This is a genomic window from Verrucomicrobiota bacterium, assembly GCA_021294815.2.
Taxonomy (GTDB): domain Bacteria; phylum Verrucomicrobiota; class Verrucomicrobiia; order Opitutales; family LL51; genus LL51.
Window position 1 is genome coordinate 302,457 of record CP095464.1, and the last position, 14,752, is coordinate 317,208.

Sequence of the window (14,752 nt, forward strand, 5' to 3'; positions counted from 1 at the left end):
ATCCCTTACCATACGAAGTGCGCAAATGCCCGGTTCGCTTGCGCCATCCGGTGCATCTCGGCCTTCTTTTTTACGACATTACCCGTATTATTATAGGCATCAACAATCTCTTGCCCCAGTGCTTCCCGCATCGCCTTCCCCTTACGGGATTTCGCCGACTCCACGAGCCAACGGAAGACAAGACTCTGTTGACGAACGTACGGAACCTCAACCGGTACCTGGTAAGTCGCACCGCCAACACGACGGCTCTTTACCTCAACCTTCGGCCGGGCATTTTCTAAAACACCAAGTAAAATTTCAATCGGATCTCCCTTGGCAAGCTCCTCACTCGCATGCTCTAAAGCACCATAGACAATCGAACACGCAAGTGAACGTTTTCCACGCTCCATGACAATATTTACGAGCTGCCCGATGAGTGAACTGTTAAACCGGGGGTCCTTCGCAAATTCCCGCTTCTCTGCTCTACGACGTCGCGACATAATTCTTTTCTATTTCTTTGCCCCTTTCGGCCGTTTTACCCCGTACTTCGAACGACTCCGACGCCGTTTTTCAACACCCGAACAGTCGAGCGCACCGCGTACAATGTGATACCGTACACCCGGAAGGTCCTTCACACGCCCACCTCGTACCAGTACAATGCTGTGCTCTTGAAGACTATGCCCTTCGTCGGGAATGTATGCAATGACTTCAAAACCACTGGTTAACCGGACTTTCGCAACTTTACGAATCGCTGAATTCGGTTTCTTAGGCGTACGGGTCATCACCTGAATACAGACTCCCCGCCGAAATGGATTTTTACGTAACGCCGGCGCCTTCGATTTTCCACGGACGTTTACACGCGGCGACTTAACTAACTGATTAATGGTAGGCATTCAAAAACAACGTTCAGTTTCTCGTCAAACTATAAGTCACGGGCCCTAAATCAAGTTTTTATTTAAAAATTCTATTAACCACTGATTTTTTACTTCTGTACCGGGAAATCTCGATAACGTTCTCCGAACCCATAATGCTCAATCACATAATCGAGATCTTTATCTCCCCTACCACTTAGATTGACCAGAATCGATCCATGATCCATATCTTTGACACGACGCATCGCATAGGCAACGGCATGTGCACTTTCAAGTGCTGGAATAATTCCCTCATAGCGTGACAATTTAAAAAACGCATCGACTGCCTCTTCATCGCTCACTGTATCATACTGCACCCGTCCTATATCGTGTAAAAAGGCATGCTCGGGACCAACGGATGGATAATCGAGCCCACTTGCAATGGAATACACCGGCGCCGGATTGCCCTTGGGATCTTTGAGCATAATACTGTTAAATCCATGCATCACACCCTCCGAACCGTAACGCATCGACGCCGCATGATCCCCCATCTGCTCACCACGCCCCAATGGCTCAACGCCAACGATTTCAACCGGATCCCCTAAAAAAGCCTCAAACATCCCAATCGAATTACTCCCGCCGCCTACACAGGCTACGACAACATCTGGCAGTGTCCCAGTCATCTCTAAAAACTGCTCCCGAGCTTCCACCCCAACAACCCGCTGAAAATCGCGCACGATCATCGGGAACGGATGCGGCCCCACTGCTGAACCGATACAATAGATCGTCTCTCTATAGTTTTTAAGATAATCCTCAAATGCCGCATCAACCGCCTCTTTCAGCGTTTTGAGCCCTGCCGTCACCGGAACGACCTCGGCACCCAAGACCTTCATCCGGGCAACATTTGGCGCCTGTTTCTCGATATCGACCTCTCCCATGTAGATCGTACACTCCAAACCAAAGAACGCTGCTGCCGTCGCCATGGCCACCCCATGCTGTCCGGCCCCCGTTTCTGCGATAACACGTTTTTTGCCTAAAAACTTCGCCAACAAACTTTCACCGATACAGTGATTCAGCTTATGTGCCCCGGTATGGTTAAGATCCTCTCGCTTGAGATAAATCTGTCCCAATCCGAGTTTCTTCGACAACCGCTCGCAATGATAAACCGGTGTCGGCCGACCCTGAAACTCTTTCTGAATTCGGCGCAACTCGCTGATAAACTGTGACGATTGACTGACCGTCCAATAAGCCTTAGTGATATCCTGAAACGCCGGCACCAACTCTGAGGGCAGATAAGCGCCCCCGTAATTGCCAAACCGGCCTTCCGCATCTGGATAATCTTTAAGATAACGTGAAAAATCCATCATCCACTCTTCTTTTACACTGAATACCGGAACATCAATACGTCGACATCACCACTTCCATGGTATCAATCGCACTGATCTCAGGTGCTTCTGCCTCAGGCGTCTCGGCAAGTTCCACTGGCTGCACTTTGAGACGCCGATACGTCGGCAAACCACTGCCCGCCGGAATCAAATGTCCCATAATGACGTTCTCTTTAAACCCACGCAGTTCATCGACCTTCCCCAAGGTTGCCGCATCCGTCAAAACACGTGTCGTCTCCTGGAAGGAAGCCGCCGAAATAAAGCTTTCGGTCTCTAGCGAAGATTTCGTAATCCCCAACAGCACCGGTTCCGCATCCGCTGCCTTACCGCCGGCCTCGATAATCTCCCGGTTCTTGGCGTAAAACTCATCTTTTTCGATCTGCTCACCCCAGAAGAAATCTGAATCCCCAGGATCCGTTACGCGGACCTTTCTCAGCATCCGTGCGACCACCAGCTCGATATGTTTATCGTTAATTGTCACGCCCTGCATCCGATAGACCTTCTGAACCTCAGAAATCAGGTATTCCTGGACTGCCGAAGCTCCCAAGATATTGAGAATCTCATGCGGATCGGCCGCACCTTCCGTCAGGTTCTGCCCGCGATTCACGAAATCACCTTCATGGACCACAAGATTTGTCCCATGCGGAATCAGATGTTCCTCGCGATGCCCTGTTTCGGTATCGGTCACCCAGACACGCTTCTTATTACGGATCATTCCGCCGAACGAAACAACCCCATCGATCTTTGCCATCTCCGCGGCTTCTTTCGGTCGACGTGCTTCAAACAGCTCCGCTACCCGCGGCAAACCACCGGTAATATCCTGCGTCTTAGAAGCTGATCTCGGTGTTTTCGCCAATAGCGACCCTCCAAGGATCTGATTCCCTTCTTCAACCAGTACCTGCGCCCCCGTCGGAATCTGATAAGCTGCGGTTACTTTGCCCTCATCGTCGACAATCTCAATGGTCGGTACAAGCTCTTCCTTGTGTTCAATGACCACTGTCGTAATACGCCCGCTGGCTTCATCGATATCACGCTTCACCGTAATGCCAGAGATGATATCTTTAAATTGGATACGCCCGGAAAACTCCGCGATAATCGGCACATTATGTGGATCCCAAGCCGCAATAAGGTCGTCTTTCTTGACACTCACACCATCCTCTTGCAACAGAACGGTTCCTGGAACAATTCCGTAACTTTCAATCTCCTGCCCCCGCTGATCCGATAAAATCAACCGCCCGGTCCGATTGAGTACAATACTCGCACCCTCAGCTGTTCGAACAAGCTTCAATCCTTCTTGATGGAGAACACCATCCGCCTTGGCACGATGCTCTGGAGCTTTCAGGAACTTATTCGCAACACCACCGACGTGGAAAGTTCGAAGCGTTAGCTGTGTTCCTGGTTCCCCAATTGATTGTGCAGCGATAATTCCGACGGCCGATCCCGGAGCGACCATCTGGTTTGTCGCTGGATCAATTCCGTATGCCACTGCAGGGATACCGTTATTATTCATCCCGGTTAATGGTGACAGAACTTTAACACGTTCGATCCCCGCTTCTTCGATCTTTTGGGCAATTGCTGGTGTAATGAGTTCACCGCTACAAACAAACTTTTCTTCGGGATTGGTCGGATTGGTAACATCTTCGGCCGCACAGCGCCCGGCAATGCGTTCCTGCAAACTCACAACCTCGGAATCGCCATCCATGATCGCCTGTTTCCAAATACCATTTCGATTGCCATCATCTTCACATTCTACGATACAATCCATCGCAACATCACAAAGCTTACGTGTCATGTATCCCGCATCGGCCGTTTTGAGCGCGGTATCGGCAAGTCCTTTACGTGCACCGTGTGTTGAAATAAAGTACTCCAGAACCGATAAACCCTCACGGAACGAGGAGAGAATCGGTCGCTCGATGATTTCGCCGGATGGTGTTGCCATGAGACCACGCATACCACAGAGCTGACGGACCTGCTGCCGGTTACCGCGGGCGCCAGAATCCATCATCAAGTAAACCGGGTTGATGTAATCGCGGCCCTCATTTTTCATCAGGCGATCGAAGACGACCTGCGCGACTTCGTCAGTGGCATTCGTCCAGATATCGACAATCTTGTTATGTCGTTCACCTGTGGTAATAATACCTTTCTTAAACTGACGATCGACTTCGTCGACTTTTTGACGTGCATCGGCTATCACCTCGTCCTTTTCGGGTGGAACGATCATATCGTTGACTCCGATGGAGAGACCCGCTTTCATAGCGGTATAGAACCCGAGGTTTTTGAGTCGATCGAGCATCGCGACTGCCTCTTTTTGTCCAGCTACCTTGTAGGTACCCATGATGAGGTCCCCAAGTTTACCCTTTCCGACAGAGACATTCACAAAGCCTAAATCTTTCGGGAAAATCTGATTAAAAATCACACGACCAACGGTCGTTTTGAGGAGTCGATCCTTGCGATTCCCGTAGAGTGTCTCGCGGTCATAATCGGGGTTCTCGATATAGATCCAATCATGCTTTGTAACCGCGCCTTGGGCTTCGGCCATAAGGACTTCCTCGACACTTCCCATAATTGGGATGCGCTTGGAATCATCGTAACGGGGCTCGTAGGTGAGATAGTAGATGCCCAAGATAATATCTTGCGAAGGCGTCAAAATTGGCTTTCCGCTCGACGGCGAAAACATGTTATGCGTCGCCATCATCAGGAGTTTACACTCCATCACAGCTTCTATGGATAACGGTACATGGACTGCCATCTGGTCACCATCGAAGTCTGCGTTAAATGGTGTACAAACGAGCGGATGTAGGCGAATTGCTTCTCCTTCGATGAGGATCGGTTCAAAGGCCTGGATCGAAAGACGGTGTAGCGTCGGCGCACGGTTCAGGAGAATCGGATGTTCACGCGTTACTTCTTCTAAAATATCCCATACTTCGGGGTCTTGGCGCTCGATCATCTTCCGTGCACTTCGAACGGTGTGGACAAAACCTAACTCCTTAAGACGCCGGATAATAAAGGGCTCAAACAGCACAAGAGCCATCTTTTTCGGAAGACCACATTGGTGTAGTTTTAATTCGGGCCCGATAACGATGACCGAACGGCCACTGTAGTCGACGCGCTTTCCGAGCAGATTTTGACGAAAACGTCCCTGTTTTCCTTTTAGCATATCGCCCAGCGACTTTAAGGGACGATTGCCAGCACCGAGGACGGATTTTCCATGACGTCCATTATCAAAGAGCGCATCGACCGCTTCCTGGAGCATCCGCATCTCATTATGGATAATGACATCCGGTGTCTTGAGCTGCATCAGGCTTTTTAAGCGGTTATTGCGGTTAATTACCCGACGGTAGAGGTCGTTTAGATCGCTCGTCGCAAACCGGCCGCCATCGAGCGGAACAAGAGGACGCAAATCTGGCGGTAAAATTGGGAGCGCTTCAAGAATCATCCACTCCGGGCGTGATCCCGAACGCAAAAAACCAGAGACCAATTTGAGCCGTTTCGCTAGCTTTTTTTTCGTCTGCTTGGCGTTGGTCGCGTACATCTCCTCTTGGATGTTGTATACCATCTCCTCGAGGTCCATTTCCGACAAAATCTCACGAACCGCAACCGCTCCCATTTTTGCGATAAACGCGTCATCGCCGTATTCGCTGCGCAATAAATCGTACTCCGCTTCTTGCAAAAGCTGCCCCTTTTTCAACGGCGTCATCCCGGGATCGGTCACCATGTAGCTCTCATAGTAGACTACCTTTTCGATATCCCGAACCGACATATCCAAAAACAACCCCAGACGGCTGGGTAAGCTCTTTAAAAACCAGATGTGCGCAATAGGCACCGCGAGCTCGACATGCCCCATGTGTTCCCGACGCGTTTTAGATAGTGTTACTTCAACGCCACAACGGTCACAGACGACACCCTTGTACTTAATGCGTTTGTATTTTCCGCAAGCGCACTCGTAGTCCTTCACCGGCCCGAAAATTCGTTGGCAAAATAACCCGCCGGGTTCCGGCTTAAATGTCCGATAATTAATCGTCTCCGGATTTTTGACCTCGCCTTTCGACCACGAACGGATCGCATCGGGCGATGCAAGCGAAATCGCTACAGTATCAAAATCGCTCTCCTGGTTAAAACCCAAAAACTCCCTAACTTCTTCGGTACTCATCGAAATATCTCCTTACGCGTCCGCGACCTCCTCATGCTCGAGTCGGATGTCGAGACAGAGGCTCTGGATTTCTTTTAACAATACATTAAACGACTGCGGCATCCCGGCTTGAAGCGATTTATCACCCTTAACGATCGACTCATACGCCTTCGTACGACCTTGGACATCATCCGATTTGATCGTCAGCATTTCTTGCAATGTGTACGCCGCACCGTACGCCTCGAGCGCCCAGACCTCCATCTCTCCCAGTCGCTGCCCACCATACTGCGCTTTACCGCCCAGCGGCTGCTGAGTAATGAGACTGTACGGACCAACGGCACGGGCGTGAATCTTATCGGCAACTAAGTGATTGAGCTTCATCATGTACATACACCCAACGACGACTTCCTGGTCAAAGGGTTCTCCTGTCCGTCCATCGTAGAGCACCGTTTTTCCGCTTTCTGGTAACCCGGCTTTTTTCAAATACGCATGAACTTCGGATTCTGGAACACCGTCAAATACCGGTGTCGCGATCTTGATACCGAGCTTTTGGCACACCCAACCGAGGTGTGTCTCCAAAACCTGTCCGACATTCATACGGCTCGGAACACCCAATGGGTTCAAAATAACATCAACTGGTGTCCCATCCGGTAAAAATGGCATATCCTCGCGGTGAACAACCTTTGAAACAACACCCTTGTTACCGTGACGTCCCGCCATCTTATCACCGACGTGGATCTTTCGTTTATTGGCGATATAAACTTTGACGTTTTTAATAATGCCGCTCTCACCGATATCGCCAGCCTCGATGGCTTCGATCTTCTGAACACGCTCGTTCTCCAAATCGATAAATTTTTGGCGGTATGCGTCGACGATCTCTAAAATTCGGTTTTTGACCGGTGACGCCGGAATCGAAAGCGTATCAAAACATGCCGCGATTCGCCGTAATAAGGTCTTGGTGATTTTCCGATTCGCCGGAATGATCACTTCGCCACTATCGCTATTCGAAATGTCGAGCGGGATCTTTTCCCCCAACAAAATGCTCGATAGCGATTCCGTAAGATCGTCCTGTAAGCGCTCAAGCTGACCCCGAAACTCCTCATTCGCCTTCTTAACGCGACGACGGATATCGGACTCCGAAGCTTCTTCCTTTTCGTGATCAATATTGCTCGAAAACTTGACGTCCATCACGATCCCCTCGCACCCCGGTGGGACGAGCAACGACGTATCTTTAACGTCGGCCGCTTTTTCCCCAAAGATCGCCCGCAATAGTTTCTCTTCTGGGGCGAGATCGGTTTCGCTTTTGGGTGTAATCTTTCCGACAAGAATATCACCCGCTTTGACCTCCGCACCAATACGAATAATCCCATCGCGGTTCAAATTCTTCAGCGCCTCATCGCCGACATTCGGGATATCACGGGTAATCTCTTCCGCTCCAAGCTTCGTATCGCGTGCGATCACCTCGAACTCTTCGATGTGAACTGAGGTAAAGACATCCTCCTTCACGAGGCGGTCACTTAAAATGATTGCGTCTTGGAAGTTGTACCCATTCCACGGCATGAATGCGACCAATACGTTTCTTCCCAACGCAAGCTCGCCCTGATCTGTTCCTGCGCCATCCGCTAATGGGTCCCCGATCTGGACCTTTTGTCCCTTTTGAACAATTGGCCGCTGATTAAAGCACGTCGCCGCGTTCGAACGGATAAATTTACGCAAATTATAAACAAAAATCCCGGCGTTGGGATTCCCCTTAGCGTCGAACTTTTTAGGCAATGTCCCATCAGGCGTGACCACGATCCGCGTCGCATCCACCGATGCCACAACACCTTCGCTGAGTGACGATACAACGCTTTTTGAATCAACCGCAGCTTTCCGCTCGAGACCAGTCCCAACAAATGGAGCCTCTGGCGACAATAACGGAACCCCCTGACGTTGCATGTTCGATCCCATCAACGCCCGTGAGGTATCATCGTGCTCTAGGAACGGAATCAGACCCGCCGCTACGGAAATGACCTGCTTCGGCGACACATCCATGTAATCCACCTTCTCGGGTTCGACCTCGAGAATCATATCGCGTTGACGAGCGGCAACGAGTCCTAACAGATGGCCATTTTTGTCCATCTCCGAGTTTGCTTGGGCAATAATATGCCCCGCTTCGTCCGTCGCGTCAAGATATACGACCTCGTCCGTTACCTTCCCTTTTTTAACCACACGGTACGGCGTCTCTATGAAACCAAATTCGTTGACACGCGCAAAAATACTTAACGAGTTAATGAGACCGATATTGGGACCTTCCGGAGTCTCGATCGGGCAGATCCGACCATAATGCGACATGTGCACATCGCGGACCTCAAATCCCGCGCGCTCCCGGCTCAGACCTCCAGGGCCCAATGCCGATAGACGACGCTTGTGGGCGAGTTCCGAAAGCGGATTGATCTGATCCATGAACTGTGAGAGTTGGCTTCGGGCAAAGAAATCCCGAACTGCCGCCATAAAGATCTTGGGATTGACGAGCTTCTGCGGCACAATCGTATCGACACTGTTATCAAAGAGCGCCATACGTTCACGGATCAGCCGTTCCATTCGGCTCAATCCCGCGCGACACTGGTTTACCAAGAGTTCACCAACATTACGTACGCGACGGTTACCGAGGTGATCGATATCATCGACGACCTCCTCACCCTTCCGTAGCCGACACAGGTACTTCGTCGCGGCCACGATATCTGCAGTATCAATTAAACGATCCTCGAGATCTTTATTGAGCCCAAGTTTTTGGTTTAATTTCTTCCGCCCGACGCGCCCCAAATCGTAGCGTTTCCGCTCTAAGAAGAGTCTCGACATCATACCGGCGGCGTTATTAGCCGTCACCGGTTCTCCAGGTCGGAGACGCTTATAAATTTCCCGCAACGCGTCCTCGGTATTTTTGGTAGGATCTTTTTTAAGCGTCCGAACAATCAAGCCGTCATCAATCTCGACATTTACGACTTCAATCTTTTCGATACCTGCTCCCTCAAAGGCCTGGAGGAGTCCTTTAGATAAAACCTCATGCGCGCGCGCAAGCACAACACCTTCTTTTGCATCAACAACATCGTCGATCAAAATGTAATTTGCCAAGTTGGCAGCCGAGTAAAGGGCACTGACCTTTTTATTCTCAATTCGGTAAAACAAACGAAGGACATCGTGGTCGGAGCTATTACCAAACGCGCGGAGTAAGGTCGTTAATAAAAATTTACGGCGGCGACGGCGACGGTCAAGATAAACATACAGCAAATCACTCTGGTCGAACTGGACTTCTAACCACGTCCCGCGGTCTGGAATAATACGAAAAGCATGAAGTGATTTTCCACTGGCGTGTATCGTCTCTTCGAAGTTAATCCCTGGAGAGCGATGGAGCTGGCTGACAACGACGCGTTCAGCACCATTGATAACAAAGGATCCACGGCTGCCCATAACCGGTAGTTCGCCAAAGTAGATTTCCTCCTCGCGCATCTCACCTTCTTCGCATAGTCGAAGGGTCACGTAGAGCGATGCACCATAGGTCGTCCCATCGCGGACACAAAAGTCTTCGTTATGTCGAGGCTCGCCCATGCGGTAGGAGACATACTCCAGTCGGCACTTTCCGTCGTAGCTCTCAACGGGGAAAAAGTCCCGAAATACGCTCTCGATCCCGACGTTTTTCCGGTTTCCAACAGCGACACCACTCTGTAAAAACTCCTTAAAAGAATTGATCTGATTTTCTATGAAATTGGGCGGACTTACGACCTCTGCCAACTTACCGAAGTTAATTCTATCAGCCATACACGCAAAAAATAACGAAATGTAATCTCTTCATATAACAACAAAACAGCTCTGCAGGACATGACGTCCCACAAAACTGTAGCTTCTCTCTTTAGGGGAACACCGTGACTACTTGAGTTCCACTTTGGCGCCGGCCGCTTCGAGTTTCTTTTTCATCTCCTCGGCTTCCGTCTTCGAAACGGCTTCCTTGACGGTCTTGGGCGCACCATCGACGAGGTCTTTTGCCTCCTTTAAGCCTAGGCCGGTAATCGCACGAACCTCTTTGATGACGTTGATCTTATTATCGCCCGCTGCGGAAAGAACGACGTCAAACTCGGTCTTCTCCTCTTTCGCTTCGGCCGCACCACCACCTGCCGGCATCGCAACTGCCGCGACCGGTGCACTCGCACTGACGCCCCATTTCTCTTCAAGCTCTTTGACGAGCCCCGCAATCTCTAAAACAGACTGCTTACTTAACCACTCGATAACCTGATCTTTTGTAATTTCTGCCATTTTTTATCCTCCTGAGACGAACTTAGCGGCTAACCGTAGCCATTTAAGAGCACAAACTCCTAAATCCCTCTCTCGTAAGAAAATTATTCCTTTTGCGCCTTTGCCTGTAATACGTTGACGACCCCCTGAGGTACTGCGTTGAGTACCCGAACCAACTGCTGCGCCGGCGTATTGAAGAGCGCCAGGACTTGAGCCCGAAGAACCTCGAGTGACGGAAGCTCGGAGAGTGCCTTAATTTCCGCAGCCGATAGGACGTGTTTCGACAATGCACCGCCTTTGACCGGCATCTTATCGTCGTTGCCCTTGGCGAACTGGAACAGCGTTTTTGCGACGCCCGATGGGTTTTCACCCCCAGTGATAATCGCTGTATGCCCCTCGAAGCAAGCAGCGTCCAACGCCTCACAGCCGCTTTCCTGAAGTGCGATCTTTAAAATGTTATTTTTAACGATATGGCACTCGGCACCATCCTTCGCGAGATCTTTGCGCAACGCTGAAATTGCAGCTACTGTCACACCGGTGAAATTCGCCAAGTAGACGTAATCGGACCTCCCAAGGTGACTCGAAACCTCTTCGACTAAAAATGCTTTTTCCGCTCTCATCTTTTCCTCCCTATGCAGCGCTATAAACCGACGGTTCTAACTTAATACCCGGAGACATTGTCGCCGTCAAGACCGCACTTTTCACAAAATTACCGGAAACACTTGCTGGTTTCGCTTTTAGGATCGCATCGACCGCAACGCGGATATTTTCGGTTAACTTAGGCGCATCAAACGAACGCTTACCGACTACTACCGACATGCTGCCTGTCTTATCCATCTTGAACTCAACGCGTCCAGCCTTCACTTCATGGATTACACTGACGACGTCGTCAGAAACCGTTCCGGATTTCGGATTCGGCATAATCCCACGAGGACCGAGAATACGCGCGACATTGCGCGCTTGCTTCATCGCTGAGGTGGTGGAAATCGCGACATCAAAGTCGAGCCAACCGCCCTGGATTTTTTCGATTAGATCTTCGAGACCTGCAAAGTCTGCTCCAGCCGAAAGGGCCTCTTCTGGCTTTTCGGTAAATACGAGAACACGTACTTTTTTTCCACTACCGTTCGGAAGACTAACAACCCCGCGGACCATCTGGTCACTCTGCTTCGGATCAACCCCGAGATGGAACGAGAGCTCCACCGTCTCATCAAAACGAGCCTTCGGCATTTTTTCGAGCAGTGCAACGGCATTTTCTACAGAAAAGTACTGACTTAAATCAGCGACCTCCTGCCCTTGTCTCTGACGCTTGCTTCGTTTTTTCATAAACAAATTACCGTCTACCGCTACCGCAATTCTGGTGCTTGTCAAGCGTTTTACGCGACGACCTCAATTCCCATACTCCGGGCGGTTCCTTCGATCATCCGGCGCGCAGCGTCAACATCTTCGACATTGAGATCGGCCTTCTTGACTTCGACGATTTCTTCGAGCTGTTTACGCGTCACCTTACCGATTTTATTCCGATTCGGAACACCGGAACCCTTAGCAACACCCGCTGCTTTTTGTAAGAGGACCGACGCCGGCGGTGATTTTAAAATGAATGAAAATGAGCGATCCGCATACACCGAGATCACCGCGGGAATGACCATACCCGCCATATCTTTGGTTTTTGCGTTAAATTCCTTACAGAAGCCCATGATGTTTACACCGGCCGCACCGAGTGCCGGGCCTACCGGAGGTGCCGGATTTGCCACTCCCGCAGGTAACTGTAACTTAATTTGCTTAACGACCTTTTTTGCCATAGTTTTTTACTCAACAACCCTTTCTGCCTGCCAAAATTCTAATTCAATCGGCGTATCCCGTCCAAATAGCGATACCGAAACCTGCATCTTTCCCGCTTCTAAATCAATCTCCGTAATCGCACCGACCGAGTCCTTAAACGGACCATCGGTAATTTTAACCTTATCCCCAACTTCAAATGCAACTCGACGGACCGGCGCCGCGGTTTCTGCCGCCTTCGCTTGCGCTAAAATTCGCTTAACCTCGTCCTCACGTAATGGAACAGGTTTATCGCCCCCTACAAAGTTCAAGACCCCCTGTGCATTGCGAACAAAGTACCACTGTGACTGTAACAGCTGATCGTGGTCATCATAGAGCTTCATCTTGATAAAGACGTAGCCCGGGTAGAACTTTTTTGTCCGATGATATTTTTTCCCGTTCTTGATTTCGATGACCTTTTCCGAGGGAACGAGTACTTCTTCGATTGCAACTCCCTCATGCTCGGCAAACTTATCAAGGTACAGCTTGACCTTCGCTTCCTGGTTCGAATAAACCTGAAGCGCGTACCACCGGGAATCCTGCATCGTCGCTATGACCACTCACTACCTCCTAAACCTCGGATATTCCCCATCAACACCAATCATCCAAGCGCTCCGCGCATCCAGTTACTGAAGAGATCGACCACCTGGATAAGCGAAAAATCGACCATCGCAACGTAACTCCCTAAGAGCGCCATTCCAATAAGAACGACGGCGACATAGTGACGGCACTCCTTCGGGGTCGGCCACGTCGCTTTACGAAGTTCGCCGACGACCTCCCCGAAAAACACCCCTAACTTTCTAAACGGATTCTTCATCGCTATACCTGGCAGGGGAAGAGGGACTCGAACCCCCAACCTTTGGTTTTGGAGACCACTGCTCTGCCAAATTGAGCTATTCCCCTAGCACGGTTCATTAAAAGGCACCTTTTAAATCTCGTGTCAATTATTTTTACGTTACTCAATAATTTCGGTAATACGGCCAGCACCAATCGTATGACCACCTTCACGGATTGCAAAACGTTGCCCCTTTTCCATCGCGATCGTCTTTTGGAGATCGATCGTTAGGTTGAGGTTATCGCCTGGCATCACCATTTCACGGCCTTCCGGAAGCGTTGTCACACCCGTTACATCTGCTGTTCCGAAGAAGAACTGAGGACGGTATCCGCTGAAAAATGGAGTCTTACGGCCACCTTCCTCTTTCGTGAGAACGTAAATTTCAGCTTTCGCCTTGAAGTGCGGTGTAATACTTTTCGGTTTGGCAATCACCTGACCACGCTCGACTTCTTTTTTCTCTAAGCCACGAAGAAGGAGTCCGACGTTATCGCCTGCACGCCCTTCATCGAGGAGCTTACGGAACATTTCAACACCGGTACAGGTTGTCTTTTTCGTTTCACCAAGACCGACGATTTCAACTTCTTCACCAACCTTAATTGTTCCACGCTCGATACGACCTGTTGCAACCGTACCACGACCGGTAATGGAAAAGACGTCTTCAACGGACATTAAGAATGGTTTATCCACATCGCGTTGAGGTTCCGGAATCTCGGAATCTAAAGCATCGAGAAGCTGACCAATTGCAGCTACCCCTTCCGGCTTACCTTCTAGGGCTGCCAGTGCAGAACCACGAATAACGGTGATATTGTCTCCGTCATATTCGTATTTGTTCAAAAGGTCACGGATTTCCATTTCGACGAGGTCGAGGAGTTCCGAATCATCGAGCAGGTCGACCTTATTTAAAAATACGACCAATTTCGGGACTCCAACCTGACGGGCTAAAAGGATATGCTCGCGGGTCTGCGGCATCGGACCATCTGCAGCACTGACAACGAGGATCGCACCATCCATCTGGGCCGCACCGGTAATCATATTTTTAACGAAGTCTGCGTGTCCTGGGCAGTCGACGTGGGCATAGTGCCGCTTATCCGTTTCGTACTCGACGTGTGATACCGCGATCGTAACCGTTTTTGTAGAGTCACGGACGGTACCTCCTTTAGTCACATCCGCATAGGACTTAAATTCCGCGAGTCCCTTATCGGATTGCACTTTGAGGATTGCGGTCGTCAAGGTCGATTTACCGTGGTCGACGTGACCAATCGTTCCCACATTAACGTGAGGCTTCTTTCTCTCGAATGTTTCTTTTGCCATGAATAATCCTTAAATAAAAGTTGCGATGGAGCCCCCGAGCGGACTTGAACCGCCGACCTCATCCTTACCAAGGATGCGCTCTACCAACTGAGCTACAAGGGCTAACGGAACCGCGTCGCCCGAAGAGACATCGCTCCCTAGGCGCTGAATCTGTAAATCTTCCGTCCCCGGGTCAATC

General features: G+C 50.2%; 12 protein-coding genes and 2 tRNA genes. All 14 read right to left on the minus strand.

Features of this window, described 5'->3' with window-relative positions; genetic code table 11:
• Positions 1-5: 5 nt before the first annotated feature.
• Positions 6-479 carry a 30S ribosomal protein S7 gene (rpsG, locus tag LW808_001430; GenBank protein ID UPA28715.1) on the minus strand — a complete coding sequence of 158 codons (474 nt, stop codon included), beginning with the start codon at positions 477-479 and terminating at the stop codon, positions 6-8.
• Between the two features lie 9 nt (positions 480-488).
• Complete coding sequence (rpsL, locus tag LW808_001435; protein ID UPA28716.1) at positions 489-872, minus strand: 30S ribosomal protein S12; 384 nt, start codon at positions 870-872, stop codon at positions 489-491.
• Positions 873-961: 89 nt separating this feature from the next.
• Complete coding sequence (gene trpB, locus LW808_001440; protein ID UPA28837.1) at positions 962-2,194, minus strand: tryptophan synthase subunit beta; 1,233 nt, start codon at positions 2,192-2,194, stop codon at positions 962-964.
• Positions 2,195-2,228: 34 nt separating this feature from the next.
• Entirely contained in the window at positions 2,229-6,365 is a 4,137-nt protein-coding gene (rpoC, locus tag LW808_001445; GenBank protein ID UPA28717.1) for a DNA-directed RNA polymerase subunit beta', read from the minus strand.
• A gap of 12 nt (positions 6,366-6,377) precedes the next feature.
• Positions 6,378-10,142 carry a DNA-directed RNA polymerase subunit beta gene (rpoB, locus tag LW808_001450; protein ID UPA28718.1) on the minus strand — a complete coding sequence of 1,255 codons (3,765 nt, stop codon included), beginning with the start codon at positions 10,140-10,142 and terminating at the stop codon, positions 6,378-6,380.
• A 108-nt stretch (positions 10,143-10,250) separates the two neighbouring features.
• Complete coding sequence (gene rplL / locus LW808_001455) at positions 10,251-10,634, minus strand: 50S ribosomal protein L7/L12 (protein ID UPA28719.1); 384 nt, start codon at positions 10,632-10,634, stop codon at positions 10,251-10,253.
• An 83-nt stretch (positions 10,635-10,717) separates the two neighbouring features.
• Complete coding sequence (rplJ, locus tag LW808_001460) at positions 10,718-11,233, minus strand: 50S ribosomal protein L10 (protein ID UPA28720.1); 516 nt, start codon at positions 11,231-11,233, stop codon at positions 10,718-10,720.
• Between the two features lie 10 nt (positions 11,234-11,243).
• On the minus strand, positions 11,244-11,936 hold the full coding sequence (rplA, locus tag LW808_001465; GenBank protein ID UPA28721.1) for a 50S ribosomal protein L1: 693 nt from the start codon (positions 11,934-11,936) through the stop codon (positions 11,244-11,246).
• A gap of 50 nt (positions 11,937-11,986) precedes the next feature.
• Positions 11,987-12,412: a 50S ribosomal protein L11 gene (rplK, locus tag LW808_001470; GenBank protein ID UPA28722.1), complete on the minus strand. Its 426-nt coding sequence runs from the start codon at positions 12,410-12,412 to the stop codon at positions 11,987-11,989.
• 6 nt (positions 12,413-12,418) lie between these two features.
• Entirely contained in the window at positions 12,419-12,973 is a 555-nt protein-coding gene (gene nusG, locus LW808_001475) for a transcription termination/antitermination protein NusG (protein UPA28723.1), read from the minus strand.
• A gap of 56 nt (positions 12,974-13,029) precedes the next feature.
• A complete protein-coding gene (gene secE, locus LW808_001480) occupies positions 13,030-13,245 on the minus strand; it encodes a preprotein translocase subunit SecE (protein ID UPA28724.1) in 216 nt (71 codons plus the stop codon).
• Between the two features lie 9 nt (positions 13,246-13,254).
• A tRNA-Trp gene (locus LW808_001485) sits at positions 13,255-13,331 on the minus strand.
• A 52-nt stretch (positions 13,332-13,383) separates the two neighbouring features.
• Positions 13,384-14,574: an elongation factor Tu gene (tuf, locus tag LW808_001490; GenBank protein UPA28725.1), complete on the minus strand. Its 1,191-nt coding sequence runs from the start codon at positions 14,572-14,574 to the stop codon at positions 13,384-13,386.
• Positions 14,575-14,600: 26 nt separating this feature from the next.
• Positions 14,601-14,676: transfer RNA gene (locus LW808_001495), tRNA-Thr, on the minus strand.
• Between the last annotated feature and the right edge of the window lie 76 nt (positions 14,677-14,752).

What these genes read in the sequence shown, in the direction of transcription:
- rpsG (UPA28715.1), bottom strand. Translation starts at nt 479, where the DNA reads ATGTCGCGACGTCGTAGAGCAGAGAAGCGGGAATTTGCGAAGGACCCC.
- rpsL (UPA28716.1), bottom strand. Translation starts at nt 872, where the DNA reads ATGCCTACCATTAATCAGTTAGTTAAGTCGCCGCGTGTAAACGTCCGT.
- trpB (UPA28837.1), bottom strand. Translation starts at nt 2,194, where the DNA reads ATGGATTTTTCACGTTATCTTAAAGATTATCCAGATGCGGAAGGCCGG.
- rpoC (UPA28717.1), bottom strand. Translation starts at nt 6,365, where the DNA reads ATGAGTACCGAAGAAGTTAGGGAGTTTTTGGGTTTTAACCAGGAGAGC.
- rpoB (UPA28718.1), bottom strand. Translation starts at nt 10,142, where the DNA reads ATGGCTGATAGAATTAACTTCGGTAAGTTGGCAGAGGTCGTAAGTCCG.
- rplL (UPA28719.1), bottom strand. Translation starts at nt 10,634, where the DNA reads ATGGCAGAAATTACAAAAGATCAGGTTATCGAGTGGTTAAGTAAGCAG.
- rplJ (UPA28720.1), bottom strand. Translation starts at nt 11,233, where the DNA reads ATGAGAGCGGAAAAAGCATTTTTAGTCGAAGAGGTTTCGAGTCACCTT.
- rplA (UPA28721.1), bottom strand. Translation starts at nt 11,936, where the DNA reads ATGAAAAAACGAAGCAAGCGTCAGAGACAAGGGCAGGAGGTCGCTGAT.
- rplK (UPA28722.1), bottom strand. Translation starts at nt 12,412, where the DNA reads ATGGCAAAAAAGGTCGTTAAGCAAATTAAGTTACAGTTACCTGCGGGA.
- nusG (UPA28723.1), bottom strand. Translation starts at nt 12,973, where the DNA reads ATGCAGGATTCCCGGTGGTACGCGCTTCAGGTTTATTCGAACCAGGAA.
- secE (UPA28724.1), bottom strand. Translation starts at nt 13,245, where the DNA reads ATGAAGAATCCGTTTAGAAAGTTAGGGGTGTTTTTCGGGGAGGTCGTC.
- tuf (UPA28725.1), bottom strand. Translation starts at nt 14,574, where the DNA reads ATGGCAAAAGAAACATTCGAGAGAAAGAAGCCTCACGTTAATGTGGGA.